The organism is Aquirufa avitistagni (assembly GCF_042715545.1).
Classification (GTDB): domain Bacteria; phylum Bacteroidota; class Bacteroidia; order Cytophagales; family Spirosomataceae; genus Aquirufa; species Aquirufa avitistagni.
In genome coordinates this window covers 33,764-58,808 of the sequence record NZ_JBBKXZ010000003.1, presented here as the reverse complement: position 1 = coordinate 58,808, position 25,045 = coordinate 33,764, and the positions used below count along the sequence as shown (strand labels likewise).

General features: G+C 43.3%; 28 protein-coding genes. 23 read left to right on the top strand and 5 right to left on the bottom strand.

The window, feature by feature from the left end:
* Window positions 1-2: 2 nt before the first annotated feature.
* Window positions 3-422, bottom strand: a complete 420-nt coding sequence (locus U0R10_RS08690) for a nucleoside-diphosphate kinase (RefSeq protein ID WP_377983579.1) — start codon at window positions 420-422, stop codon at window positions 3-5.
* A 76-nt stretch (window positions 423-498) separates the two neighbouring features.
* On the opposite strand from U0R10_RS08690, the gene U0R10_RS08685 reads away from it, so the two are divergent.
* The 10 genes from U0R10_RS08685 to U0R10_RS08640 all read left to right on the top strand — a co-directional run bounded on the left by U0R10_RS08685 (window position 499) and on the right by U0R10_RS08640 (window position 10,818).
* Window positions 499-1,527, top strand: coding sequence for a DHH family phosphoesterase (locus U0R10_RS08685; RefSeq protein ID WP_377983578.1), 1,029 nt, complete (start codon window positions 499-501; stop codon window positions 1,525-1,527).
* A gap of 17 nt (window positions 1,528-1,544) precedes the next feature.
* Window positions 1,545-2,408, top strand: coding sequence for an FKBP-type peptidyl-prolyl cis-trans isomerase (locus U0R10_RS08680; protein WP_377983577.1), 864 nt, complete (start codon window positions 1,545-1,547; stop codon window positions 2,406-2,408).
* A 74-nt stretch (window positions 2,409-2,482) separates the two neighbouring features.
* Window positions 2,483-3,334 (top strand): FKBP-type peptidyl-prolyl cis-trans isomerase, encoded by an 852-nt coding sequence (locus tag U0R10_RS08675; protein ID WP_377983576.1) that lies wholly within the window; start codon window positions 2,483-2,485, stop codon window positions 3,332-3,334.
* Window positions 3,335-3,338: 4 nt separating this feature from the next.
* Window positions 3,339-4,229, top strand: coding sequence for an FKBP-type peptidyl-prolyl cis-trans isomerase (locus tag U0R10_RS08670; protein ID WP_377983575.1), 891 nt, complete (start codon window positions 3,339-3,341; stop codon window positions 4,227-4,229).
* 5 nt (window positions 4,230-4,234) lie between these two features.
* Entirely contained in the window at window positions 4,235-4,831 is a 597-nt protein-coding gene (rdgB, locus tag U0R10_RS08665) for an RdgB/HAM1 family non-canonical purine NTP pyrophosphatase (RefSeq protein WP_377983574.1), read from the top strand.
* Between the two features lie 83 nt (window positions 4,832-4,914).
* Entirely contained in the window at window positions 4,915-7,383 is a 2,469-nt protein-coding gene (locus U0R10_RS08660) for a DUF5686 and carboxypeptidase-like regulatory domain-containing protein (RefSeq protein ID WP_377983573.1), read from the top strand.
* 116 nt (window positions 7,384-7,499) lie between these two features.
* Window positions 7,500-8,138, top strand: a complete 639-nt coding sequence (gene plsY, locus U0R10_RS08655) for a glycerol-3-phosphate 1-O-acyltransferase PlsY (protein WP_377983572.1) — start codon at window positions 7,500-7,502, stop codon at window positions 8,136-8,138.
* A 61-nt stretch (window positions 8,139-8,199) separates the two neighbouring features.
* Window positions 8,200-9,570, top strand: coding sequence for a dipeptidase (locus U0R10_RS08650; RefSeq protein ID WP_377983571.1), 1,371 nt, complete (start codon window positions 8,200-8,202; stop codon window positions 9,568-9,570).
* A gap of 3 nt (window positions 9,571-9,573) precedes the next feature.
* Window positions 9,574-10,398, top strand: coding sequence for an N-acetylmuramic acid 6-phosphate etherase (gene murQ / locus U0R10_RS08645; protein ID WP_377983570.1), 825 nt, complete (start codon window positions 9,574-9,576; stop codon window positions 10,396-10,398).
* Between the two features lie 93 nt (window positions 10,399-10,491).
* Window positions 10,492-10,818, top strand: a complete 327-nt coding sequence (locus U0R10_RS08640; RefSeq protein WP_377983569.1) for a c-type cytochrome — start codon at window positions 10,492-10,494, stop codon at window positions 10,816-10,818.
* Window positions 10,819-10,869: 51 nt separating this feature from the next.
* On the opposite strand, the gene U0R10_RS08635 is transcribed toward U0R10_RS08640, so the two are convergent.
* Genes U0R10_RS08635 through yihA form a run of 3 tightly spaced genes read right to left on the bottom strand, consistent with a single transcriptional unit; the run spans window position 10,870 to window position 12,517 of the window.
* Window positions 10,870-11,358 (bottom strand): GNAT family N-acetyltransferase, encoded by a 489-nt coding sequence (locus U0R10_RS08635; protein WP_377983568.1) that lies wholly within the window; start codon window positions 11,356-11,358, stop codon window positions 10,870-10,872.
* 9 nt (window positions 11,359-11,367) lie between these two features.
* Window positions 11,368-11,868 carry a DUF5606 family protein gene (locus U0R10_RS08630; RefSeq protein WP_377983567.1) on the bottom strand — a complete coding sequence of 167 codons (501 nt, stop codon included), beginning with the start codon at window positions 11,866-11,868 and terminating at the stop codon, window positions 11,368-11,370.
* 31 nt (window positions 11,869-11,899) lie between these two features.
* Window positions 11,900-12,517, bottom strand: a complete 618-nt coding sequence (gene yihA, locus U0R10_RS08625) for a ribosome biogenesis GTP-binding protein YihA/YsxC (RefSeq protein ID WP_377983566.1) — start codon at window positions 12,515-12,517, stop codon at window positions 11,900-11,902.
* 222 nt (window positions 12,518-12,739) lie between these two features.
* Between yihA and U0R10_RS08620 the strand changes: the two genes are divergently transcribed.
* Window positions 12,740-13,108, top strand: coding sequence for a four helix bundle protein (locus U0R10_RS08620; protein WP_377983565.1), 369 nt, complete (start codon window positions 12,740-12,742; stop codon window positions 13,106-13,108).
* A gap of 170 nt (window positions 13,109-13,278) precedes the next feature.
* A complete protein-coding gene (gene hemE / locus U0R10_RS08615; protein ID WP_377983564.1) occupies window positions 13,279-14,310 on the top strand; it encodes a uroporphyrinogen decarboxylase in 1,032 nt (343 codons plus the stop codon).
* 47 nt (window positions 14,311-14,357) lie between these two features.
* Here hemE and guaB read toward each other — a convergent pair whose 3' ends face one another.
* The gene (gene guaB, locus U0R10_RS08610) at window positions 14,358-15,827 is read right to left on the bottom strand and encodes an IMP dehydrogenase (RefSeq protein ID WP_377983563.1); all 1,470 of its coding nucleotides are present in this window, start codon (window positions 15,825-15,827) and stop codon (window positions 14,358-14,360) included.
* 210 nt (window positions 15,828-16,037) lie between these two features.
* Between guaB and U0R10_RS08605 the strand changes: the two genes are divergently transcribed.
* From U0R10_RS08605 to U0R10_RS08555, 11 genes are read left to right on the top strand one after another with little or no spacing between them, the layout of a single operon-like run.
* Complete coding sequence (locus tag U0R10_RS08605; protein ID WP_377983562.1) at window positions 16,038-16,406, top strand: NADH-quinone oxidoreductase subunit A; 369 nt, start codon at window positions 16,038-16,040, stop codon at window positions 16,404-16,406.
* A gap of 46 nt (window positions 16,407-16,452) precedes the next feature.
* Window positions 16,453-17,004, top strand: a complete 552-nt coding sequence (locus tag U0R10_RS08600; protein ID WP_377983561.1) for an NADH-quinone oxidoreductase subunit B — start codon at window positions 16,453-16,455, stop codon at window positions 17,002-17,004.
* 4 nt (window positions 17,005-17,008) lie between these two features.
* Window positions 17,009-17,509, top strand: coding sequence for an NADH-quinone oxidoreductase subunit C (locus tag U0R10_RS08595; RefSeq protein ID WP_377983560.1), 501 nt, complete (start codon window positions 17,009-17,011; stop codon window positions 17,507-17,509).
* Window positions 17,510-17,518: 9 nt separating this feature from the next.
* Entirely contained in the window at window positions 17,519-18,754 is a 1,236-nt protein-coding gene (locus tag U0R10_RS08590; protein WP_377983559.1) for an NADH-quinone oxidoreductase subunit D, read from the top strand.
* A 3-nt stretch (window positions 18,755-18,757) separates the two neighbouring features.
* Window positions 18,758-19,243, top strand: a complete 486-nt coding sequence (locus tag U0R10_RS08585) for an NADH-quinone oxidoreductase subunit NuoE family protein (RefSeq protein ID WP_377983558.1) — start codon at window positions 18,758-18,760, stop codon at window positions 19,241-19,243.
* A 7-nt stretch (window positions 19,244-19,250) separates the two neighbouring features.
* Window positions 19,251-20,591 carry an NADH-quinone oxidoreductase subunit NuoF gene (gene nuoF / locus U0R10_RS08580; protein ID WP_377983557.1) on the top strand — a complete coding sequence of 447 codons (1,341 nt, stop codon included), beginning with the start codon at window positions 19,251-19,253 and terminating at the stop codon, window positions 20,589-20,591.
* Between the two features lie 9 nt (window positions 20,592-20,600).
* Window positions 20,601-21,755, top strand: coding sequence for a glycosyltransferase (locus U0R10_RS08575; RefSeq protein WP_377983556.1), 1,155 nt, complete (start codon window positions 20,601-20,603; stop codon window positions 21,753-21,755).
* Between the two features lie 31 nt (window positions 21,756-21,786).
* Complete coding sequence (locus tag U0R10_RS08570) at window positions 21,787-22,812, top strand: NADH-quinone oxidoreductase subunit G (RefSeq protein ID WP_377983555.1); 1,026 nt, start codon at window positions 21,787-21,789, stop codon at window positions 22,810-22,812.
* Between the two features lie 3 nt (window positions 22,813-22,815).
* Window positions 22,816-23,940, top strand: a complete 1,125-nt coding sequence (nuoH, locus tag U0R10_RS08565) for an NADH-quinone oxidoreductase subunit NuoH (protein WP_377983554.1) — start codon at window positions 22,816-22,818, stop codon at window positions 23,938-23,940.
* A 4-nt stretch (window positions 23,941-23,944) separates the two neighbouring features.
* Entirely contained in the window at window positions 23,945-24,463 is a 519-nt protein-coding gene (locus U0R10_RS08560) for a NuoI/complex I 23 kDa subunit family protein (RefSeq protein ID WP_377983553.1), read from the top strand.
* Window positions 24,464-24,470: 7 nt separating this feature from the next.
* Window positions 24,471-24,992, top strand: a complete 522-nt coding sequence (locus U0R10_RS08555) for an NADH-quinone oxidoreductase subunit J family protein (RefSeq protein WP_377983552.1) — start codon at window positions 24,471-24,473, stop codon at window positions 24,990-24,992.
* Window positions 24,993-25,045: the final 53 nt, after the last annotated feature.

Sequence of the window (25,045 nt, the reverse complement as noted above, 5' to 3'; positions counted from 1 at the left end):
GCTTATTTTAATTCAGTTGCGGTAAAGAAGAAAGCTCCTTCAATCGCTGCATTTTCATCGGAATCAGATCCGTGAATCGCATTCGAGCCCAATGAGCGTGCGAATCTTTTCCGAATAGTTCCTTCTGCTGCTTTGGCAGGGTCTGTGGCCCCAATTAGTACACGAAAATCTTCTACTGCATTTTCCTTTTCTAAGACCATAGGAATGATCGGATTCGAAGACATGTATTCACAAAGTTCTCCATAGAATGGTCTTTCTTTATGAACCTCATAAAATTTGCCCGCATCCGCTGCGCTCAAATGTACTTTTTTCATCGCGACGATCTTAAATCCCGCTTCTTCAATTTGTTGAATGATTGGACCCGTAAACCCATCCAAGATGGCATCGGGTTTAATCATGGTAAATGTTCTGTTTGTTGGCATTTCGTTTTTTCTACTTTTTGACAAATTTATCTTTAACTTTGCGAACGCCCAAATCATAGGGGCTTTACCCAGCTATATGTCTTCAATTACAGCACTCCGTGCCGCCTTAGTTCCAGGCCAACAAATTGTTATCACGACGCATTTTAATCCTGACTCTGATGCAATTGGCTCTACGCTTGCATGGCAGAAGTACTTGATTAAGAAGGGATTAGATGCAATTGTTGTGGTTCCATCAGGCTTGTCGGCCAACCTAACCTGGATGCCCGGCGCTGCTGATATATTGGATTTCGAAAATATTTTACATAAAGTTCAAATTGAAGCATTAATCCAGCGTGCAGATTGGATTTTTTGCTTGGATTTTTCTGGCATGCAGCGATTGCATGGATTAGCCAAATGGGTGGAAGCGGCACGTTGTCAGAAAGTGGTGATTGATCATCATCTAGACCCAGAGGATTTTGCGGATTATTATTACCACCGAACGGTTGCGGCATCTACCTGCGAATTGATATTTGATTTGATTCAAGAGTGGGGAGATGGCGATCTCATTGATACCGAAATGGGCTCTTGTTTATATTCAGGTATCATGACGGATACAGGATCATTTAGACATCCGAATACGACGGCGCACGTGCATGAGGTGGTTGCGGCATTGATAAATAAGGGGGTCAATACGAATGCGGTACATCGCAAGGTTTTTGATTCTGCGAGCTTGCAACGCTTGCAGTTTATGGGGCATGTGTTGGCCAATCGATTGGAATATTTGCCAGACTATCATTTGGCCTTGATGTGGATTACGGAAGAGGATCAAAAACAATTTCATTCGCAGCCGGGAGATACGGAGGGCATCGTAAATTATGGATTGCAATTGGCGGGAGCTATTTGGTCAATTTGCATGATTCAGCGTCCAGATGGTGTGAAGCTGTCTTTTAGGTCTATTGAGCCTTTTGCGGTGAACCAATTTGCCGCTACTTATTTTGAGGGTGGTGGTCATAAAAATGCTTCGGGTGGCCGATTTTCTGCGGGTGGTTTAGCGGAAGCGAAGGAAAAATTGCTAGAAGTGTTACCTTTGTATCTTTCTGAAATAAAACGAGTTAAAAATTTATAAAAATAAACAAACAAATCATGCGTAAAACCTTAGGTGTCCTATTTTCTGCTACTGTTTTAATGACAGCTTGTAACAAGGATAAAGTAGAAGTTATTGAAGGCGTAAAAATTCAAATCCACAGCCATGACGACAAAGCAAAAAAGTTGAAAGATGGGGATATCATTACGTTTGATTTAGTGATTAAAAACGGTGCGGATTCTGTGTTACAGGATACGCGTAAAGATGGCCAACCAGGCAAAGGGATGGTTCAGCCGCCTCAAGCTGCTCCAGGAGCATTCAAAGGAACATTTGAAAACGGCCTTCGTTTATTATCTGTTGGCGATTCTGCAACAATTTTAGTGCCTATCGATAGCTTGGCTAAGACGGTTCAAGCTCCATTGCCTCCATTCTTGAAGCCAGGTACTGATTTGAAGTACACGGTTAAGATTTTAAAAGTACAGTCAAAGGCAGATTTCGAAAAGGAAATGGCGGGTCAAGCAGCGCAAGCTAAGGCGGATGCGGCTAAATTACTTGCTCAGCAACCAGCTATGATTGAAGCTTATATTGCGAAGTCGGGTAAGAAATTTACAAAAACAGCTTCAGGATTATTCGCGAGCATTGAAAAGCCAGGTCAAGGTGCTACACCAAAGATGGGTGAATCATGGATCGTAAATTACCGTGGAACGTTTTTAGATGGAAAAGAATTTGATAAAGGTGCTAGCACAGAAATGCCTTTGGGTCAAATGATTCCAGGATTTAATGAGGCGTTAAGCTTATTGAAGGCAGGTGGAAAAGGCGTATTTGTGATCCCTTCACAATTAGCGTATGGCGATCAAGGTCGTGGTCCCATTGCACCAAACTCGGTATTAGTATTTGAAGTAGAAGTATTGAATAAAAAGTAAAAAATAGCGGGGGATACATTCCCCCGCTATTTTGATTGATACGAAAGGAACGTTTTTTTCGTTTAGCAAGCATTATGATAGGTAGTATTCAAAAAGGGTTTTGGGCAATTCTTGCCGTGTGGACAATGACTTCGTGTTTGTCCAATGTGGAATTGGCAGATGAAGTCAAGGCCAAAGAAAATCAGGCCCAAATTTTAGCCTATTTTACGAAACAAAATCAGTCACCCATTGCGATCGAAAATGGCGGCTATTACGCGTTGACCAAATCCAATGCGTCCGGCGAACTTGCTTCAAAAGGAGATACACTTCGCATGGATTATGAACTTGCAAATCTGTTGACAGGTCAAGTAATTGAGCGTACCAAAGATCCACTGGTCTATCAGTTTGGCTATTTAAATCCCATTTTTGCCAATTTGATGACGTATTTAAAAGATGGTGAGGAAGCTGTGTTAGGTTTGCCAGGTACGTCACAATCGTTTGATGGGCTTCCTGCCTTTACGCCTTTAAAAGTCACGATAAAAAATTATGTGGTGCGCAGTCAAAATGATCGAATTGACGAATTTATTGCGGCTAATAAATACACTGTCAACGAAAGAACTGCTGAGGGCTTACGTTACATTCGCTTAACCCCAGGAACGGGCGAAATACCAGCTTCAGGAAAAGTCGTGAAATTAAAATACACAGGTCGTTTTCTAAACGGAATTGCCTTTGATGGTAATATGGCACGCACAGATAGTTTCTCGGTGACGATCGGAAGCTCACAGACCGTGAAAGGTTTTTCAGCGGGTGTTGCGAAAATGCGTCTTGGTGAACGTGCTATTCTTGTTTTCCCATCTGCATTGGGATACGGTGAAAAAGGTTCAGGTACCAAGATTGCCGGTTTTACGCCGTTAGTTTTTGAAATTTACGTAGCCAAAATTCAATAGTAAGATGAAATATATTGTAGGAATTGTTCTTAGCTGTTTTGTTTTGTTCAGTAGCTGTACGCTGGGTTCGGAGGAGGATCCTGCCAATAAGAATGAGGTTGAGATCCAAAATTACATTAAGCTCAAAAATTTAAAATTACAGAAATCACCTGAAGGACTTTACTCCAATACGGATGGTACCATCAAAACTAAAAATACGGGTGATCTAGTAACCTTCCACTATAAAATGACGTTGTTGGATGGGACGATTATCGATTCCACATCGCGTTCAAAAAACATTAATCGCTCGATTGTTTGGGGCGTAAATTCCGCTCAATCGATCTTTGCATTGCCCTTAAGTTTCCTTAAGCTTGGCGAAAGCGGCCTTTTCCTAATTCCATCTGCCTTGGCTTTTGGAGGCACTGCGTATGGCGATGTACCCGCTTATTCCGTTTTAGTTTTGGAATTGACAATCGACGCCATTCGTGATGAAGCGGCTCAAATTGAATTAATTCAAAAAACATACAACATTGTCAATCCGGAAAAGACAAGTTCTGGGTTGATATTTAAAAAGTTAGTGGAAAATCCTACGGGGGCTTCAGTAGCTGCTGATGCACCTGTATTAGTCAATTACACAGGTCGATTATCCTATAGTTACGTGCACAAAGATGCCACTTCGGGTGCGATTGTGTACAATCCGATTTTTGATTCTGGTACACTGGGTACGCCCACGGTTCCTTTTGTCTTGAGTCAGCGTAGTTTGATTCCAGGATTTACGGAAGCATTGAAAAAAATGCGTGCGGGAGAGAAAGCTGCCGTTATTATTCCATATGCGTTAGGTTATGGGACGGCAGGTAATTCAGCGATTCCAGGCTATTCTCCATTATATTTTGAAATCTCTACTATTGCGCCATAAGGATTATGAAACCGATAATTTATTTGGCGACACAGAACCAGCATAAAATAGATGAAATCAAGGATCTCCTAGGAGATCTTTTTGATTTTCGGACTGTTTTTGAATTAGGTTTGGTGGTAGAAATTCCGGAGACAGGATCCACGTTGGCCGAAAATTCAAGGCAAAAAGCGGAGTTTATTGTGCAAAAATTTGGAGGCATTACTTGTTTAGCAGATGATTCAGGTTTGGAAGTAGATGCGTTAAACGGTGCACCAGGTGTTTATTCTGCGCGGTATGCCGGGGAAGCAAAAAGTGATACGGCTAACGTCGCCAAGCTGTTGCAGGTAATGGCAAATGAACCCAATCGTAATGCGCGTTTTGTGACGGTATTGACCTTGCATCATCAAGGTCAGATTTATGTATTTGAAGGGGAGGTGCATGGACAAATTCAAGCGGAGCCGCGAGGCACGCAGGGCTTTGGATATGATCCCATATTTGTTCCTACAGGGATTGAGCAAACCTTCGCAGAGTTAAGTTTGGCTGAAAAAAACCAACTAGCACATCGGGCTCGGGCCCTAGAAAAATTTAAAATGTTTGTTCAGGATACTCAGATTTTTGGGTGAGTCTTGTTCAACGTATAAAATTCCTTTAGATGATTTTGAGTTGCAAAGGCCGCTGGCTAATGTTCTTTTTTCTTTTGCTTGTTATGCAAGCACAGGCTCAATATAGCTACAAGGGATTGGTCACGGATGCGGAAACGGGAGACCCGATTCCATTTGCTTCCGTCGGGTTAAAGGGGGTAAATAGCGGTGGTACAACTAATTTTCAAGGGTTCTATTCTTTTCAATCTAAAGTAGCTTCAGATTCTTTATTTGTTTCGATGGTGGGGTATACCCGTCGGACCAAATCAGTCGATAAAAGTCCTGGAATGCATGAAGTTGACTTTCAGGTTAAACCCAGTTCTGCCGACTTATCCGAAGTCAAGGTGTATTCGGGCGAGAATCCTGCCTTTCGTATTTTGCGTGCGATTCAGGCGAACAAAAGCCGCAATGATCGCATCCAAATGGCTGCTTATGAGTATGATTCCTATGCGAAAATGGAGCTGGATGTGGATAACATTTCCGAGCAGTTCAAAGGGAAAAAAGTGATGCAAGATATTGCCTCTTCGATCAAAAAGTTTGAGCAGCAGGCTGGAGAAGATGGGAAGTTGCTTATTCCCACCTACATCACGGAAACGGTCAGTAAATTTTATTATTTGGAATCACCTCGGCGTCGTCGAGAGCATATTTTAAAGACCAATATCAAAGGGGTAGGCATGGGTGAAGGTGGGCTTATTTCCCAGCTAGTTGGTGGAAATTTGGTTACGAATTATAATTTTTATCAAAACTTCATCAGCTTTTTTGGCAAGGATTTTGCTAGCCCGATTGGCGAACAATGGAAACAGACCTATACGTACTATTTGCTAGACACGGTACAAGTAGAAGGAAGGACATGTTATCAAATTGAGTTTGAACCAAAGAATCCGGCTGACTTGACATATACGGGTCAAATGTGGATCGACACCACCCAGTTTGCCTTAACGCAGATTGATGCCACTGTGGGCAAAGCTGCGAACCTTAATTTCATTGAAAAAGTAAAGATTTCCCAAGAACTTGAGCAGACAGAAACCGGCGTTTGGTTGCCAGCCCGCACGCGTTTCTTAATTGACCTAGAAGAGATTTCGAAGGGCTCGGCGGGGATGTTGTTGAAGATGTATATCTCCAACAAAAATTTTGTGATTAACAAGCCGCATCCGTTACCCTTCTACGATCGAACTTCGGAGGTAGCCACAAATGCTCGGGATGCGAATCCTGAATACTGGAAAAATGCGCGCCATGAATCGTTAAGCCGACAAGACCTACTCGCTTTTTCGATGATTGATTCGGTCAAATCGGTGCCCATCGTTCGTACCTACGTGGAGATTGCGGATGTTGTGTTGGGCGGCCATCGCACATTTAAGGATATGGATGTAGGCCCTTACATTTCCGGTTTAGCGATCAACCAAATTGAGGGAGCGCGTGTGCGTTTGGGATTTCGAACAAACGCGTTGTTTGATTCCAGTTGGATTTTTAGAGGGCACGCTAGTTTTGGTACCAAGGATTTGATTCCCAAATATTCAGGGGAGGTGAATTATTTATTCTCCAAAAGTAAATGGACGGTGGCTGGAATTAAGCATAGTTATGAGTTAGAGCGTGTTGGATTAACCCCTGACCTGATTGGAGATAATAAATTGTTCTATGCATTTACGCGTTGGGGTTCATTTTCAGGGGCATTTTTCAGGAGAGATTCAGAAGCATTTTTTTCGACTGAATTTATCCGGGGTTTTCGTTTAACGGGCTCGATGAATATGCGCTCATTTGATCCCTTGTTCCGTTTTCAATACCGCTTACAGCCTGAATTAGGCATGGATTCCCCCGTGCAGGACCATTACAATGATACATTTTTCACGTTTGAGGCACGTTTTGCCAAGAATGAAACCTTTATTTTAAATGGGAATGAGAAGGTAACGTTGGCCACGCGCCGGATCCCGGTGCTAACATTTCGGTATCAGCAAGGTTTAAAGGGTGTGTTAGGTGGCGATTTCAACTATCACCGATTTACACTTAAAGCATATCAAACCTTCAGACTTGGGAAATACGGGCGATCAGATTATACGCTGTTGGCCGGATACACCCCTTCCAATCTTCCGGCGCCACTCTTATTTCCACATTTGGGGAATGAGACCTTTATGTTTGTTCGTAGCGCATTTTCGACCATGAATTATTTTGAATTTGTCAGTGATCGATTTGCGTCGCTGCAATTTAATCACAACTTTGAAGGCTTATTTTTTAATCGTATTCCGCTGATTAAGAAATTGAAATGGCGTTTTATTGTGAGTACGAATGTGCTATATGGTAGCCAGCGAACGTCAAATCGAGCCCTCATGCAAGAGGTTAATCAGCCTATGGATTCGCGCTACCTGGATCGCTATGATTTTGATTCGTTAGATCCAAAAATACCATTTGTAGAAGTAGGTTATGGTATCGATAATATTTTCAAACTTTTTCGATTGCAAGCATTTCACCGCTTGAGTTATTTGGACCATGGAAATCCAGATCTTTTTCGGTTGATGGGTTCGATAAATTTCCACTTTTAGTATATTATAAAGACCAAAATTTAAACATTTCAAGAACTTTTTTGAACTTCTTGATTTTAGCAGAATAGCGACCTATATTTGAACGCAAGCCATTTGGTGAGCTTAGTGCCGATTTTATGATTTTATTTATTACCTCTTTTTCAATTTTAAGTTATCTACTTGGATCTATTCCCACTGCTATTTGGTACGGGAATGCATATCATTCCATTGATATAAGATTGCATGGTAGTGGAAATGCGGGTGCCACGAATACCTTTCGTGTATTAGGTAAAAAAGCAGGAAGTATCGTATTGTTTGTAGACGCACTTAAGGGCTTTTTGGCCACGAGTTTAGCGTCTGTTTTGTTTTACATGCACCAGGTAGACTGGCAGACTTGTGTGACGCTCAAAATATTTTTCGGGTTTTTGGCGATCATCGGACACCTGCTCCCGGTCTTTTGTAATTTCAAAGGTGGTAAAGGGGTAGCCACTACCTTAGGAATGGTGCTAGCCTTGCATCCAGCGGCTGCGTTAGCCAGTATTTTGATTTTTTTGGTCGTTTTTGCCATTTCACATTATGTGTCTTTGGGCTCGATGGTAGCCTCAATCTTGTTCCCAGTTTTGCTCACTTGGGGTGTTTTTGGGCCCGTTGAACCAGCGATCATTTACTTTGGTATTTTCATTGCGGTTCTAGTGGTATTTACGCACCGGATGAACATCGTTCGCATTTTTAAAGGGACGGAAAATCGCATGTACCTTATCCCTGCGAAAAAGTAAAGCTTGATTTTATTTTTTTATATTTGTTGATGGAATTTACATTCGATTCCGCCGACAACACATGAAAAATACGCAAGCGTTTATAGAGGCCAATCAAGATCGTTTTTTGGCAGAATTATTCGAATTATTACGCATCCCTTCCATTTCTGCTGATCCTGCCTATGCAGGTTCCGTGCGTCAAACGGCCGAATGGGTCGCTGAAAGTTTACGCAAAGCAGGTGCGGATCACGTGCGACTTGAAGAGACAGCAGGTTTTCCTATTGTCTATGGTGAGAAAATGATTGACCCTTCCGCACCTACTATTTTAGTTTATGGACACTATGATGTGCAGCCAGCAGATCCATTGGATTTGTGGGATAATCCACCGTTTGATCCGATTGTGAAGGATGGGAAAATTTTTGCGCGTGGTGCCTGCGATGACAAGGGGCAAGTATTTATGCATATTAAAGCGTTTGAAGCCATGCATGCGAGCGGGGAATTAACCTGCAATGTTAAGTTTATGATTGAGGGAGAAGAGGAAGTGGGGTCAGATAACCTGGGACATTTTGTGGCATCAAACAAAGAGTTACTCGCATCAGATGTCATTTTGATTTCAGATACAGCTATTATTGCCAATGACACCCCGTCGATCGATGTGGGTTTACGTGGTTTGAGTTATATGGAGGTCTCAGTTCAAGGACCTAATCGTGATTTGCATTCTGGCGTATATGGAGGAGCGGTTGCGAATCCTATCAATATATTATGCCAAATGATCGCCTCGTTGCACGATGAATTTAATCACATTACGATTCCAGGATTTTACGACGGAGTATTGGAGTTGAGTGCAGCTGATCGCGCGGCTATGGCGCAAACACCATTTGATTTAGATGCATACCAGAAAGATTTAGGCATTCAGACTGTCTATGGTGAAAAGGGATATTCGACGATTGAGCGAGCTTCGATTCGGCCTACGCTAGATGTCAATGGCATTTGGGGTGGGTATACTGGAGAAGGGGCTAAGACGGTTTTACCTTCGATGGCCTTTGCCAAAATATCCATGCGTTTAGTACCAAATCAAAGTTCAGATGAAATTACACGTTTGTTTACCGAGCATTTTAAATCTATCGCGCCGAAGGGTGTGAAAGTAACCGTTAAAGCGCATCATGGTGGGGAGGCTTATTTAATGCCAACCGATAGTATTGCGTTTCAAGCGGCTTCTGATGCCTTAGCGACTACGTTTGGGAAAGAGCCCGTTCCGACGCGCGGCGGAGGAAGTATTCCTATTGTAGCCTTGTTTGAGAAAGAATTAGGCGTGAAGTCGATTTTGATGGGATTTGGCTTAGATACCGATGCGATACATTCCCCTAATGAGCATTATGGCTTGTTTAATTTTTATAAAGGGATTGAAACTATACCACATTTCTTTGCCAATTTGGCAAAATTATCAAACTAAGGAATGGCTGAAAACTTAACTTTATTGGCAACAGAATCGGCTTCTCATTATGAGGATCTAGATAAGCAATCGGTGGACACACTGTTGCGCCAAATGAATGCAGAAGATAAAACGGTGCCGCTTGCGGTTGAAAAAGTCATTCCGGCCATTGAGGCGTTGGTGAATCAAATTGTTCCTCGCATGGAACAAGGTGGCCGTTTGTTTTACATCGGTGCGGGAACTTCGGGTAGACTAGGTGTAGTGGATGCCTCGGAATGTCCGCCAACTTATGGTGTGCCATTTGATTTAGTGATTGGTATAATTGCTGGTGGGGATGGAGCGATTCGTAAGGCGGTTGAGAATGCGGAGGATGATCCGAATCAGGCGTGGAAAGATATGGAAGCCTTTGGTATTGGTCCATTGGATACGGTGATTGGCATCGCGGCTTCTGGTCGGACGCCTTATGTAGTGGGTGGATTAAAAGCGGCCAATTCACGCGGCATACTCACAGGATGTATCGTTTGCAATGGCGGAAGTGTAATTGCGGCGGAGGCTAATTACCCTGTTGAGGTGTTGGTCGGTCCTGAATATGTTACAGGAAGTACGCGCATGAAGTCGGGTACGGCCCAGAAATTGGTCTTGAATATGATCTCTACCACGGTGATGATTCGGTTGGGCAAGGTGCGTGGAAATAAGATGGTGGATATGCAATTGAGCAATCACAAATTAGTGTTGCGGGCGATTCGGATGGTTTGTGAGGCGACGGGTGTGACGGAAGAAGTTGCGGCTAATTTACTTGAAACCCATGGAAGTGTACGAAATGCCGTGGATTCTGTGAAAAAGGGATAGCAATTTAGATTTAATCTATTAATTTGCAGGACTTAATACATCGACTGAATTTATTTTATGGCTTGGGCCAAATCGTTTAACGAATTATACTATATGAAAACTTACTCTAAATTAATTATGTCTGTGGCGTTAGCTGCGGCTGCATTTGGTTTCGAAGCGAAAGCGGAAGATTTTCCGGCTGATATTAAGCCATTAATGCAAAAATATACGTGTTTTGCTTGTCACAAAGTGGATGCACGCTTAGTGGGCCCTGCTTATAAGGACGTGGCAAAAAAGAAATACTCCGTGGACAAAATCGTTGCTTTAATTGCAAAACCACAGCCATCTAACTGGCCGGGTTACCCACCGATGGCGCCAATGACCAATGTTCCGAAGGAAGATGCGGTTAAATTAGCGAAGTATATCAATTCGTTAAAATAAGCGACTAACGCATATAAATAAAAAGACCTCGAATCGCCTCGAGGTCTTTTTTTATAAGGTTTTGAGCATCCAGATGTCGCATCCATCATGTCCGCTATTGCCTAATGGCCCTGGGAGATTCTTGAATCCCAATTTTTCATAGATGGAAACTGCTTTAGACAGTTCGGGCATAGATTCCAAATAGACCTGGGTATATCCATTTATTTTTGCCCAATGCATCGATTTTTCTAGTAATAATTTGCCTAATCCTTTGCCGCGCGCGGATTGGTTTACGTATAATTTAACTAGTTCGCAGGTGCCTTCTGGTAAGTTTTCGGTTGGGAAAATTCCACATCCGCCAATAACTTGGTTTGCATCCAGCGCAACAAAATAGATTGAGCCTGGCGTACGAAAAAGTTCATACAATGCATCTGTTGTTGGGTCAAAATATACCGTTCCTGGTTTATTTGCGCCAAATTCAGCCAATGCTGTCCGTATCACCTGCGCGAGTGCGCGATTGTCTTCTGGGGCAATGGCTCGTATTTGGATAGCCTCCTGCATGTGCGGGGATTACTTAGCTTTTTTATCAGCCTTTTTTGCGGCAGGTTTTTTGACTTCTTTCACTTCCTTTTCTTCTTTTTCAGCTTTGGGTGCTTTGGCAGCTTTGGCAGGGAAAAGTTCTGGAACAAATGTGAATAAAATCAGGTACCAATTAAGGATTTTCTTGATGTCTGAAGCGAAAACGCGATCAGCGTCATAATTAGGAACTACATCTGCGATAACGGCGTATAACTCCGCATCGTTTGCTTTTTTGGGTTCCAAAGGAAGTGTTCCATTGAATTTAGCATGGATTTGTAAAAACAAATCCGAAAGTGGAAGTGTGCTATCTTGGTGATCTGCCAAATAAAGCGAGATGTCTTTCAAAACGGAGATACGTGTTTGACCGCTAACGACCGATTTTTGTTTTGCGGCGTCTAGGGTTTCAACGATTACGCCAGTTCTTGTAGGCTTAAGCACTTTAAATAATCCCGGTTTACCTGAGATATGGGCAACTTCATTCAATAATTCCATGTATGTTTAGCTAATGATGGGGGCAAAAGTATTAAGATTTCCCTACTTTATAAGGAGATGATTTAATTAATTCATCTATGCTGTCCAATATTCCTTCGCGACCCACGTGTTTTTCGGCCGAGGTAATGAAGATTTCGGGAAGTTCGTCCCAGCTTTCAAGCAAGAAGTTCTTGTAGGCATCAACGCTCTCATTCACTTGTTTTTGAGAGAGCTTGTCGGCCTTCGTAAACACAATATAAAACGGGATCTCATGTTCGACCATCCGGTTCATGAATTCAATGTCAACGGCCTGTGGTTTTAGTCGAATGTCTAATAAGACAAATAAGCAGGTTAAATTCTCCCGATTGATTAAATAATCAAAGATCATTTTCTCGAAGTCGCGGCGTTTTTCTTTGCTGACTTTGGCGAAACCGTATCCGGGCAAATCGACTAGGTACCATTTGTCGTCAATCATGAAGTGATTGATGAGTTGTGTTTTACCTGGGGTTTGTGAAGTTTTGGCTAAGCCTTTATGAAAGGTTAGCGAGTTGATCAAAGAAGATTTTCCCACATTTGACCGTCCAATGAACGCAAATTCGGGAAATCGTGCCGGTGGGCAAGATTTATATTCAGTATTGCTTGTAATAAAGCGCGCGGATAGTTGGGCCATGGTGGGGGCAAAGGTAAGAAAAAAAGGCCGAAGTCCGGAGGGGGTTAGTCCGGAGGGGGAGAGTCCGAAGTCCGGAGGGGGAGAGTCCGAAGGGAATGAGTCCGAAGTCCGGAGGAAGAGAGTCCGGAGGAAAATAGTCCGAAGTCCGGAGGGGGTTAGTCCGGAGGGATATCAGTTTGTTGATACAATAGAAAGCAGATATATCGTTTGAGAAATAAACGTATGCGTGTTTCTAAATTTGAAGATTTACTAGTTTGGCAAAAGTCTATTGATTTGGCAATTTTGGTTTATAAACTATTTGAAAAGAATCACGATTGGGGGTTTAAAAATCAAATTCAAAGGGCATCAGTTTCAATTGCAAATAACATAGCTGAGGGATTTGATCGAAGCTCAGATAAAGAGTTTAAGCGGTTTTTGTTTATAGCATTGGGTTCCGCAAGTGAAGTACGTTCTATGAATTATTTGTCATTTAAACTTAACTATGTCTCCGCTGAGGAATATATTAAATGCAATGTTAGCTTAATTGAAATCTCAAAAATGTTAAATGGTCTATCACGATCTCTTAACCGAAACGAAGTAAAGTATCTTTAAGTCTACGGACTAACCCCCTCCGGACTCCGCACTGCTTCTCTTCGGACTAATCCCCTCCGGACTAACTTCCTCCGGACTCATTCCCTCCGGACTAATCCCCTCCGGACTTCGGACTATTTTCCTCCGGACTCTTTCCCTGCGGACTATTTTCTTTTACCTTTGTGCTCGATATGGAAAAACTTCAAAACGACCTCCTGCTTCGTGCCGCGCAAGGCTTATCTGTAGAACGTATCCCAGTTTGGGTGATGCGACAAGCAGGACGGATTTTACCTGAATACCGAGAAGTACGTGCGAAAGCCGGGTCATTTATCGGCCTAGCTACGAATCCTGAAATGGCCGCGGAAGTTACGATTCAGCCGGTTGACCGGTTTGGTGTAGATGCTGCCATTATCTTTTCCGATATCCTCGTTGTTCCAGAAGCGATGGGTTTGCCCTATTTGATGGAAGAACAAAAAGGTCCTGTGTTTCCGGAGGTGATTCGGTCGGCGGCCGACTTATCCAAAATTCGGGATGCAAATCCGGAAGAAGATTTGAAATATGTGTTGGACGCCATCAAAATCGTCAAAAAAGAATTAGCCGGACGTGTCCCGTTAATCGGTTTTGCCGGTGCACCCTTTACCATTTTTTGCTACATGGTCGAAGGCAAAGGTTCGAAAACATTCTCCCAAGCGAAAAAAATGCTATACGCAGATCCTGCCTTAGCACATGCCCTGTTACAGAAAATTACCGACTCAACCATTGCCTATTTGAAAGCACAGGTGGGGGCAGGGGCCAACTTACTTCAGATCTTTGATTCATGGGCTGGAATCCTATCCCCAGCTCAATATAGTGCGTTTTCCACGCCATACCTCAAGCAAATTTGTGATGCAATCTCAGAAGTGCCTGTCACATTATTTGCCAAAGGAGCCTTTTTTGCTCGCGAAGAAATGGCCCAATTAAACTGCGCAACCATCGGCCTAGATTGGAATATGGACATCGCAGAATCACGTAGATTAGTTGGCCCAAATAAAACCTTACAAGGAAACCTAGATCCATGTGCGCTCTACGGCGATTTCAAAACGGTAGAAGCAGAAACCAAGGCAATGTTAAAGGCATTTGGGACGCAGCGGTATATTGCCAACTTAGGTCATGGGGTTTATCCAGATATTCACCCTGATAAAGTGAAGTGTTTCGTAGATACGATTCAAAATTACCAAGCATAAAAAAAGGCCTCGCGATGAACGAGGTCTTTTTCATTAGCTGTAAAATTTTATTTTACCGAGTAATTCGGAGCTTCCTTCGAAATGCTGACATCATGTGGATGACTTTCTTTCACCCCAGCAGATGTGATTTTAACAAATTTGGCTTGCTGCATGGCTTCAATAGAAGAAGCACCGCAATAACCCATGCCGGCTTTTAATCCGCCGACCATTTGGTATAAAATCTCAGTCACAGAACCTTTGAAAGGAACGCGTCCCACAATCCCTTCCGGAACCAATTTTTTGATATCATCTTCCGCATCTTGGAAATAACGATCTTTCGATCCATCCTCCATCGCTTCTAAAGAACCCATGCCGCGGTATGATTTAAACTTACGTCCCTCCAAAATGATCATCTCACCTGGAGCCTCATCCGTTCCTGCTAATAGAGAACCAATCATAACCGTGCTTGCGCCACCGGCAATTGCTTTCGCCACATCACCCGAATAACGAATTCCGCCATCCGCAATCACTGGGACATCATATTTTTCTAACGCTTTGGCAGCCTCATAAACAGCTGTCAACTGCGGCATACCCACGCCTGCAATTATACGAGTTGTACAAATACTGCCTGGACCCACACCTACTTTGACCGCATCCGCACCTGCCTTCGCCAAAGCAAGGGCCGCTTCCCCGGTAGCAATATTGCCCACAATCACATCTAGATTTGGAAATGCTTTCTTGACAGATTTTAAGGCATCAATAACCCCTTTTGAATGTCCGTGCGCTGTGTCAATCGAAATAACGTCCACGCCCACATGCACTAATGCTTGAACACGATCGATCAAATCCGGAGTAACTCCCACGGCAGCTCCCACACGTAAACGTCCAAGGGAATCTTTAGATGCCAAGGGATGAGATTTGCGCTTTAAAATATCTTTATAGGTAATCAATCCAATCAATTTTCCATTTTTGTCAATGATTGGAAGTTTTTCAATTTTGTATTCTTGCAAAATGCTTTCGGCCTCTTCCATGCTGATTCCTTCTTTGGCCGTAATCAAATTGTCTTTCGTCATGATCTCAGCGACTGGACGCGCCGTTTGCTTTTGGAAACGCAAATCACGGTTGGTTAAAATCCCCACCAAGTGACCATGGTCGTCTATGACAGGTATGCCTCCAATTTTGAATTCCCGCATGATGCGCTGGGCATCACCTAAGGTTTGATTGTCTTTTAAGGTAACAGGATCAATGATCATGCCAGACTCTGAACGCTTCACTTTACGTACTTGCGCAGCCTGCTGATCAATGGTCATGTTTTTGTGAATGATTCCAATCCCACCCTCTTGTGCTAATGCAATGGCAAGAGCTGCTTCTGTCACCGTATCCATGGCCGCAGAAACGATGGGAATATTTAATGAAATGTTCCGCGTCAAACGTGATTGAGTACTTACCTCTCTAGGTAAAACCTCTGAATACGCGGGCAGTAACAATACGTCATCGTACGTTAAGGCCTCAAAAAGAAATTTGTTGGAATCGAGCATAGCAAATAAATGAATGGAGTGTGTAACTACTCTTATTTGCCGGACAAAATTACAGGTTTTTTTCGGATTTTGAGCAATACCAAAGAAAATTCAGTTTAAAGATCATGCGCTCCTGAAAATTAGGCTTTTTACCCATGTATTTTTGTAAAAAAATTCTTCTCTTTTAGATTTATGTGAGTAAATTGCGGCTTCAATTTTGTAGCCTTACTCATGAACTATCAACCACAGGACTTTCTTCCGATATTTGTTCAATTACTTGCGGCCTTAGCTTTCATTGTTGCCACCATGGTAGCCACACATACATTAGGTCCGAAAAGACATTCCGCTAAGAAAGATGACACCTTTGAGTGTGGTATTGAGTCAATAGGTGATGCACGTACACCGATCTCCGTTAAGTATTTCCTAGTAGCCATTTTGTTCGTCCTATTTGATATCGAAATTGTATTTATGTATCCGTGGGCCGTTAATTTCAAGGAATTGTCGTGGACTGGCTTTTACGATATGCTTGTATTTATGGGCTTACTATTGGCCGGTTTTGTCTACGTGATCAAAAAAGGAATTTTAAAGTGGGAAAAATAAACAATCCGGTTTTGGGTTTGTTTTAAGTGTTCAATAACTAAGTAATATGAGTGATTCATCAACAGTAAACGTCGCAGAAGCGCCTCCTGGAATAGAAGGAGCAGGTTTTTTTGCAACAAGTTTGGATAGTTTAGTTGGCCTAGCTCGTGCCAATTCCCTTTGGCCTCTACCTTTTGCTACTTCATGTTGTGGAATTGAGTTTATGTCCACGATGGCTTCTCATTATGATATTGGCCGTTTTGGTGCGGAGCGTTTGAGCTTTTCTGCACGTCAGGCCGATGTACTCATGGTAATGGGTACCATTTCGAAAAAGATGGCTCCAGTTGTTAAGCAGGTGTATTTACAGATGGCTGAACCACGTTGGGTTTTGTCCGTAGGTGCCTGTGCATGCTCAGGGGGTATTTTTGATACCTATTCCGTATTGCAAGGAATTGACCGGATTATACCTGTTGACGTATACGTACCTGGTTGTCCTCCACGTCCCGAGCAAATCTTAGATGGCTTTATGCAAATCCAAGAATTAGCCAAAAAAGAAACTACACGCCGCAGAAACGAGCCTGAGTACAAGGCGTTGCTGGCCTCATACGGTATTGAATAATAACATGGAAAATCAACAAATCACAGATGCGCTACTTGCTCAATTTGGAGCAGATGCTGTTTTTGGCATAGGCGAATCGCATGGGATTTTACAAGTGACTACGACGGTGGAGACCATCGTGCCGATGATTCACTTTTTATATGCACACCCAACGTTCAAATTCCAATTTTTAACGGACTTAGCCGGGATACATTTCCCTGATGCGAAGGGTCAAGAACTTGGCGTGATTTATCACTTGCACAGTTTGGAGAATAATGTGCGTTTGTGGATTAAGGCGTATGCGCCGATTGAAGCACCACATTTCCCAACGATCACCGATTTATATGCTGCGGCAAATTGGATGGAACGTGAGGCCTTTGATTTTTACGGGATCATTTTTGATGGTCACCCGAATTTGACACGTATCCTGAATATGGATGAGATGGATTACCATCCGATGCGTAAAGAGTATCCGTTAGAGGATGCGACGCGTCACGATAAAATTGATGAATTATTTGGACGATAATAACTAGACATGTCTGAAATAGCTTTAGTAAATAATCCTAATGTAGGTCTTGATAAAACACAAAAAGGGGGACCTTATGTGAATGAATTATCTACGCTAAACTTAGGTCCAACGCACCCTGCCACACACGGAATTTTTCAAAACATCTTAACGATGGATGGAGAAACGATTGTGGATGCTGAGCAAACGGTGGGGTATATTCACCGCGCCTTCGAGAAAATCGCCGAGCGTCGCCCTTTCTACCAAATCACCACCCTGACGGACCGGATGAACTATTGTTCCGCACCGATCAACAACATGGGCTGGCACATGACGGTCGAGAAATTATTGGGCATTGAAGTTCCTAAGCGTGCGCAATACATGCGTGTGATCATGATGGAATTAGCGCGTTTAACGGATCACATTGTTTGTAATTCGATTCTTGCGGTAGACACGGGAGCCTTAACAGGTTTCTTATATGTGTACCAGTGGCGTGAATTTATTTATGAGATTTATGAGGAGATGTGCGGTGCACGTCTGACTACAAATATGGGTCGTTTTGGTGGTATGGAGCGTGATTTTACGCCTGTGGCCATTGAGAAAATCCAGAAGTTATTGAAAGAATTACCAGCTGCCTTAAAGGAATTTGAAGGCTTAGTGATGCGTAACCGAATCTTTATGGATCGTACGCAAAACGTGGGTGGCATCTCCGCTGAGCGTGCGTTAAACTACGGATTTACAGGGCCAAATTTGCGCGCTGCCGGTGTTGATTATGACGTGCGTGCGATGAATCCATATTCTTCGTATGACGATTTCGAATTTGATGTTCCCGTAGGAACGAAGGGCGATACGTATGATCGTTTCTTAGTGCGCGAAGAGGAGATGTGGCAAAGTTTACGCATCATCCAACAAGCCATGGATAATTTGCCTGCAGGTCCGTATCACGCGGATGCGCCACATTATTATTTGCCAGAAAAGCAGGATGTATATCACAACATGGAAGCATTGATCTATCACTTTAAAATTGTGATGGGCGAAATCGATGCGCCAGTAGGTGAAGTGTACCACGCGGTTGAGGGAGGAAATGGCGAGCTAGGTTTCTATTTGGTTTCAGATGGAGGACGGACGCCGTATCGGTTGAAATTCCGCCGACCAGGCTTTATTTATTACCAAGCGTTCCCTGAGATGATCAAAGGAACGAGTTTATCGGATGCCATTGTGACGATGTCATCTATGAATGTTATTGCGGGAGAGTTAGATACTTAAGACATGAGCAACATTGTTTTCCCAGCAGAAACGCTGGATTTAATTAAAAAAATTATTGCACGTTACCCGGACGGGAAACAGAAGTCGGCCATTTTGCCCATCCTTCACCTCGCGCAAGCGGAGTGGAAATGGTGCTCGCCGGAAGTAATGGATTATGTGGCAACGTTGCTTTCGATCAGCCCGATCGAAGTATATGAGGTCGCATCTTTCTATACGATGTTTCACTTGGAGCCAGTGGGCGAGCATGTGATTGAGTATTGTCGGACGGGTCCTTGTTGCCTCATGGGTGGTGTTGAAGTATATGACCACTTGAAAAAGCGTTTGGGAATCCAAACGGGCGAGACGACAAAAGACGGGAAGTTTACGATCAAAGAAGTGGAATGTTTAGCTGCTTGCGGCTGGGGTCCCGTATTCCAAATTCGGGAGAAGTACTACATGCATTTGACGAATGAGAAAGTGGATGAGATTATTGATGAATTAAGCAAATAAGCCGAGGATGAAGATATTAACGCAACATATTGACGTACCAGGAATAGAGACCATCGACGTTTTCATGAAAAACGGTGGGTATAAGGCGGTTGAGAAAGCGATCAAAACGATGACGCCGGATGAGGTAACGGAAGAGGTAAAGAAGTCAGGTTTACGTGGTCGTGGTGGTGCAGGTTTCCCGATGGGTATGAAGTGGTCGTTTTTGGCGAAGCCAGAAGGTGTGCCTCGTTACTTAGTTTGCAATGCAGATGAGTCAGAGCCAGGTACATTCAAGGATCATTATTTGATGTGGAAATCTCCCCATACATTGATCGAAGGAATGATCGTTTCCAGCTTTGCTTTGGGAGCAAATACTTCCTACATCTATGTGCGTGGCGAGTTAATGTATGTCATTAATATTCTCGAAAAAGCCATTCAAGAGGCTTATGACAAAGGATTATTAGGAAAAAATATTTTAGGGTCTGGCTATGATTTAGACCTTTTTGTGCAGCCAGGTGGAGGTGCTTATATCTGTGGTGAGGAAACAGCTTTGTTGGAATCATTGGAAGGTAAGCGTGGAAATCCACGTAATAAGCCACCATTCCCAGCGGTGAAAGGTTTGTGGCAATGCCCAACGGTCGTGAATAACGTCGAATCTATTGCGGCAACTTCTTGGATTGTGAATAACGGTGGAGATGCGTATGCGGCGATCGGAGTAGGAAGAAGTACAGGAACTAAATTAATCTCAGCATCAGGTCATATCAAAAAACCAGGTGTCTATGAAATTCCATTGGGAATTACCGTAGAGGAATTTATCTACTCAGACGAATATTGCGGAGGCATCCGTGATGGACATAAATTAAAGGCTGTTGTGGCAGGAGGATCTTCCGTGCCTATTTTATCAGCAGATAATATATTAACTACCGATGCAGGTGAGAAACGTCTAATGACGTATGAGTCACTTTCGGAAGGTGGATTTGCGACAGGTACCATGTTAGGTTCTGGTGGATTCATTGTGATGGATGAGACAACTTGCATCGTACATAATACCTTAACTTTTGCACGTTTTTACCATCATGAGTCATGTGGTCAATGTTCCCCATGCCGTGAAGGTACTGGCTGGATGGATAAGGTAATCAAGCGTATTGAAACGGGTAAAGGAAGAAGTGAAGACATCGATTTGTTAGTTGACGTAGCTAAGAAAATCGAAGGAAACACGATTTGCCCGTTAGGGGATGCAGCGGCGTGGCCAGTGGCTGCGGCGATTCGTCACTTTAGAGATGAATTTGAATGGCATATTACGCACCCAGAAGAGGCAACAAAACCAGGTGCGGTGTACATGCGCCCAGGGGCTAGTTGGTCTAACTAAGTTAGTTTCATGGCAAACAAGGTCTTATTTGTGGGTCATGATGCCAACCGCGCAGGTGCGCAATTAGTACTTTTACATTGGATTAAAGCGGAGGCAGCTCGGGGGGATAAACCCTATTTATTGTTGGCAAGAGGGGGTGTGCTGCTAAAAACGTATCAAAAATACGCTCAGGTCTGGGTTTGGGAGAAAGGTCCTAGCCAATTTGCCAAATGGGTAAAAAAAATACCGTTGCTCAAACGTGAGGAACGGATAAATCGGGAACCAAGTATCGCTGAAATCAAGCGATTGATTGCGCGTTTACAGCGTGAAAAATTTGATTTGATTTTGGGTAATACCGTCGCTTCTTTGGGTTTAATGCAGCAATTGCGTCCGTTGAATGCGTCTTTTGAGGCCTACATTCATGAGCTTGATTTTTCGCTAAAAATGTATGCTTCGAAAGAAGACATGGCATTTTTGAGAAATGATTGTCGGCGCGTTTATGCAGTTTCAGCGCAGGTCCAACAAGTCTTGCAGGAAACGTATTCGGTTCCACTGGGGAATTTGGCGATTTTGCCACCTATTGTGGAATTGCCTAAACAACAGCAGGATCGTGGACAAGAGCAGCGGAAAGCACTAGGAATTCCGGCGAATGCCCCAGTCGTTTTCGGTTGTGGTTTAGCGGAATGGCGCAAAGGAACGGATATTTTTGTGCGCGTTGCCAAGCAATTGATCGCCAAACATGCAGACCTGCACATGGTCTGGGTGGGTGTCGGAAACGAGCCGTTTTCAGCTGATTTGAAAGCTGAGAAGGCCAACTGGGATACGGAAAATCGTTTGCATTTAGTACCGACGCAAGCGGATCCAAAACCGTATTTCGATATGGCCGACTTGTTTTTCTTGTCATCTCGGGAGGATCCATTTCCGCTGGTGATGCTAGAAGCAGGGTATGCGGCCACGCCGATTATTGGATTTAAAGGTGCGGGTGGAGTCAATGATTTTTTGGCAGCCCATCCTGAGTTGTTGGTGGAGTATACGGATGAAGCGCATGCGGCCAACAAAATAGAAATGGTTTTAGCGTGGCCTTTGGCAGAACGAAAGGCCTTAGGATTGAAATTAAAGGAAAAGGCATTGGGGTATTCGGCGACGAATTTCATCCAGCGTTTTTCGGAATTAAATGAGCAATAACATCAGGTGCGAACCTGTTAGATGATAGATTATGAAAGTAACGATTGATAACATCACCTTGGATGTAGAACCGGGAACAACCATCATGCAAGCCGCTCGAATGATCGGACCTGAGGTTGCGCCACCAGCTATGTGCTACTATGAACCGCTTCAAGGTTCAGGTGGCAAATGTCGTGCATGCTTAGTCAAAGTGACGGCTGGTTCTGAAAAGGATCCACGTCCGATGCCTAAATTAGTTCCGGCATGTATCACAGCTGTTCAAGATGGCATGATTGTGGAAAACACGGTGAATGAGGCCGTGCTAGAAACACGCAAGGGAATTGTTGAATTTTTATTATTAAATCATCCGTTGGACTGTCCAGTGTGTGACCAAGCGGGTGAGTGTCATTTGCAAGATTTCTCTTTCGAGCACGGGGTTTCTTCTACCCGTACGGTCGAAGAACGCAATACTTTCGAGCCGGTGGACCTAGGTGAAAACATCAAGCTAAACATGAATCGTTGCATCTTGTGCTACCGTTGTGTCTACACAGCGGATCAGATCACAGATGGCCGTGTGCATGGGGTGATGAACCGGGGCGATCATGCAGAAATTAGTACGTACATCGAGAAGGCAATTGATAATGATTTCTCAGGAAACGTGATTGATGTTTGTCCAGTGGGCGCATTGACAGATAAAACGTATCGTTTTAAAAGTCGTGTTTGGTTCTCTAAGCCGATGGATGCTCATTGTTCTTGTGACAAATGTTCAGGTAATGTAACCTTATGGTACCGTGGAGAAGAGGTGATTCGGGTAACGGGTCGCAAGAATCAATGGGGTGAATTGAAGGAATTCATTTGCAACACATGTCGTTTTGATCGGAAGAAAACATCGGATTGGGTGATTGAAGGACCTACGGAAGTGTCTAGACATTCGGTGATTTCAGCGAATAAATATGGAGCTAATATGATTCGCCCAGCGTTTCCAATCGCTCAAGCAGCACGTGATTTCAAGCAAATCGATGACAATCGCGATCGCAGCTTTTTAGAAAATAAATCAATTTTGCCCGCAAAGAAATAAGCTATGGAATTATTGAATGATGTATTTACGGCCAAAGCCATTTTTGTAGGAATCGTTTTTGCGATCACCCTCGGTGTGGCGGCCTATTCAACGTATTTTGAGCGGAAGATCGCTGCCTTTATGCAGGATCGTATCGGTCCAGATCGTGCGGGTCCTTTTGGTATTTTGCAGCCTTTAGCTGATGCGGTGAAGATGTTCATGAAGGAAGATTTTATTCCTGCCAACTCCAATAAATGGTTATTTATTGCAGGCCCATGCTTGTCAATGTTGACTGCACTCATGACATCAGCCGTTGTCCCTTTCGGAGATACGGTAACCGTGGGAGGTGTAACATTTGATTTGCAAGGTATCGATGTGAACATTGGTATTCTGTGGGTGTTTGGAATCGTATCTCTAGGAGTTTACGGAATCTTAATTGGAGGTTGGGCCTCTAATAATAAGTATTCGCTTTTGGGTGCTATTCGTGCAGCTTCGCAAAACATTTCGTATGAATTAGCGATGGGTATGTCTATCATCGCGATTTTGATGTTGACAGGTTCTTTGTCAACGAAGACCATTGTAGAAACCCAACAAGCTGGTCATTGGAATATTTTACAACAGCCTTTGGGCTTTTTAATCTTCTTGATTTGTTCGTTTGCGGAATGTAATCGTACACCATTTGACTTGCCAGAGTGTGAGACTGAGTTGATCGGTGGTTACCACACGGAATATTCGTCGATGAAACTAGGTTTTTACTTGTTCGCGGAATACATCAATATGTTTATTTCGGGAGCGGTTATGGCCACGTTGTTTTTCGGTGGATATGACTATCCGGGATATGCATTTGTCGCTGGACAATTTGGCACAACGGTGGCTGCTTTTGTGGGCATGGGTGCATTGATTGGCAAAGCATTGTTATTTGTGTTTGTATTTATGTGGGTGCGCTGGACGCTTCCACGTTTCCGTTATGACCAATTGATGGGTTTAGGCTGGACAGGTTTGATTCCATTGTCTATGTTTAATGTGGTGGTAACAGGATTTGGTATTTTGATAGGCCAACCGATTTTAGCGGGAGTAGGTGGGGTTGTGATTTTAATCGCAGGCTTATTCTTGAATGATGCGATCTTTAGAAAGAAAAAAATAGCTTAGGTATATGAAATTAAGCAATAAAACAAAGGTAATCGAGCAAGGTGAAATGACCTTGGCAGAGCGTATGTATTTACCTGCGATTGTGGGTGGAATGGCGACGACTTTGAAGCACTTTTTCTCGAAGCCGGTAACGATTCGTTATCCAGAGCAACAGCGTTATTTGGGTCCTATTTACCGTGGACAGCATATTTTGAAGCGTGACGAACAAGGAGCAGAACGGTGTACAGCCTGTGGTCTTTGTGCCGTTGCATGTCCGGCGGAAGCCATTTCCATGGTAGCTGAAGAACGCAAAAAAGGAGAGGAGAACTTATATCGTGAGGAGAAATATGCGAAGGTGTATGAGGTCAACATGTTGCGTTGCATCTTCTGTGGTTTGTGCGAGGAGGCTTGTCCTAAAGAAGCGATCTTCTTACGCCACGATACGATGGTACCCGTATTTAATACGCGGGACGAGGTCATTTATGGCAAAGATAAATTAGTTGAAAAAATGGATCAGCGCTATTTGCGTGATGGTTGGAAATAATAACCCTATGGATATTTCAAATATTTGGTACTTTTTATCAGGCTTGACGCTACTTAGCGCCCTGATGGTTGTGTTAGCCAAAAACCCGATTCACTCGGTGTTGTACTTGGTTTTCACATTTTTCTGTATTTCTGGACACTACGTGTTATTGAATGCCCAGTTTTTAATGGCCGTTAATATTATCGTGTACGCAGGTGCCATCATGGTTTTATTCTTATTTGTGATCATGATGTTGGACTTGCGTAAGAACAAACCTGACTCAAAATCATCCCTGACTAAGTTAGCCGGTGTTATTGTTTCAGGTGTACTTTTAGTGATTTTCGTTGCGGCTTTCCACAAGAATAGCATGCCAGTGCCTTCGGCAGATACGGTGGGTTTTTCGTCGCAAACAGGTATGGTGGAAAACTTAGGTAAGATCTTATATTCAGAATATTTATTACCATTTGAATTGGTTTCGATCTTGTTCTTCGTAGCAATGGTGGGTGCTGTACTTTTAGGTAAAAGAGAAGCAGGCGAGCGTAATTTTTAAGTTAGGCTACTATAGAAAAAGCGAGCTCGAAAGGGCTCGCTTTTTTGTTTTTA

Coding starts and splice junctions, on each gene's coding strand:
- U0R10_RS08595 (WP_377983560.1), top strand. CDS start 17,009: ATGGAAAATCAACAAATCACAGATGCGCTACTTGCTCAATTTGGAGCA.
- U0R10_RS08670 (WP_377983575.1), top strand. CDS start 3,339: ATGAAATATATTGTAGGAATTGTTCTTAGCTGTTTTGTTTTGTTCAGT.
- U0R10_RS08560 (WP_377983553.1), top strand. CDS start 23,945: ATGAAATTAAGCAATAAAACAAAGGTAATCGAGCAAGGTGAAATGACC.
- U0R10_RS08600 (WP_377983561.1), top strand. CDS start 16,453: ATGAGTGATTCATCAACAGTAAACGTCGCAGAAGCGCCTCCTGGAATA.
- nuoF (WP_377983557.1), top strand. CDS start 19,251: ATGAAGATATTAACGCAACATATTGACGTACCAGGAATAGAGACCATC.
- U0R10_RS08685 (WP_377983578.1), top strand. CDS start 499: ATGTCTTCAATTACAGCACTCCGTGCCGCCTTAGTTCCAGGCCAACAA.
- U0R10_RS08570 (WP_377983555.1), top strand. CDS start 21,787: ATGAAAGTAACGATTGATAACATCACCTTGGATGTAGAACCGGGAACA.
- U0R10_RS08675 (WP_377983576.1), top strand. CDS start 2,483: ATGATAGGTAGTATTCAAAAAGGGTTTTGGGCAATTCTTGCCGTGTGG.
- U0R10_RS08585 (WP_377983558.1), top strand. CDS start 18,758: ATGAGCAACATTGTTTTCCCAGCAGAAACGCTGGATTTAATTAAAAAA.
- U0R10_RS08590 (WP_377983559.1), top strand. CDS start 17,519: ATGTCTGAAATAGCTTTAGTAAATAATCCTAATGTAGGTCTTGATAAA.
- U0R10_RS08680 (WP_377983577.1), top strand. CDS start 1,545: ATGCGTAAAACCTTAGGTGTCCTATTTTCTGCTACTGTTTTAATGACA.
- rdgB (WP_377983574.1), top strand. CDS start 4,235: ATGAAACCGATAATTTATTTGGCGACACAGAACCAGCATAAAATAGAT.
- yihA (WP_377983566.1), bottom strand. CDS start 12,517: ATGGCCCAACTATCCGCGCGCTTTATTACAAGCAATACTGAATATAAA.
- plsY (WP_377983572.1), top strand. CDS start 7,500: ATGATTTTATTTATTACCTCTTTTTCAATTTTAAGTTATCTACTTGGA.
- U0R10_RS08620 (WP_377983565.1), top strand. CDS start 12,740: ATGCGTGTTTCTAAATTTGAAGATTTACTAGTTTGGCAAAAGTCTATT.
- guaB (WP_377983563.1), bottom strand. CDS start 15,827: ATGCTCGATTCCAACAAATTTCTTTTTGAGGCCTTAACGTACGATGAC.
- U0R10_RS08690 (WP_377983579.1), bottom strand. CDS start 422: ATGCCAACAAACAGAACATTTACCATGATTAAACCCGATGCCATCTTG.
- U0R10_RS08555 (WP_377983552.1), top strand. CDS start 24,471: ATGGATATTTCAAATATTTGGTACTTTTTATCAGGCTTGACGCTACTT.
- U0R10_RS08650 (WP_377983571.1), top strand. CDS start 8,200: ATGAAAAATACGCAAGCGTTTATAGAGGCCAATCAAGATCGTTTTTTG.
- nuoH (WP_377983554.1), top strand. CDS start 22,816: ATGGAATTATTGAATGATGTATTTACGGCCAAAGCCATTTTTGTAGGA.
- U0R10_RS08630 (WP_377983567.1), bottom strand. CDS start 11,868: ATGGAATTATTGAATGAAGTTGCCCATATCTCAGGTAAACCGGGATTA.
- U0R10_RS08635 (WP_377983568.1), bottom strand. CDS start 11,358: ATGCAGGAGGCTATCCAAATACGAGCCATTGCCCCAGAAGACAATCGC.
- U0R10_RS08575 (WP_377983556.1), top strand. CDS start 20,601: ATGGCAAACAAGGTCTTATTTGTGGGTCATGATGCCAACCGCGCAGGT.
- U0R10_RS08605 (WP_377983562.1), top strand. CDS start 16,038: ATGAACTATCAACCACAGGACTTTCTTCCGATATTTGTTCAATTACTT.
- hemE (WP_377983564.1), top strand. CDS start 13,279: ATGGAAAAACTTCAAAACGACCTCCTGCTTCGTGCCGCGCAAGGCTTA.
- murQ (WP_377983570.1), top strand. CDS start 9,574: ATGGCTGAAAACTTAACTTTATTGGCAACAGAATCGGCTTCTCATTAT.
- U0R10_RS08640 (WP_377983569.1), top strand. CDS start 10,492: ATGAAAACTTACTCTAAATTAATTATGTCTGTGGCGTTAGCTGCGGCT.
- U0R10_RS08660 (WP_377983573.1), top strand. CDS start 4,915: ATGCAAGCACAGGCTCAATATAGCTACAAGGGATTGGTCACGGATGCG.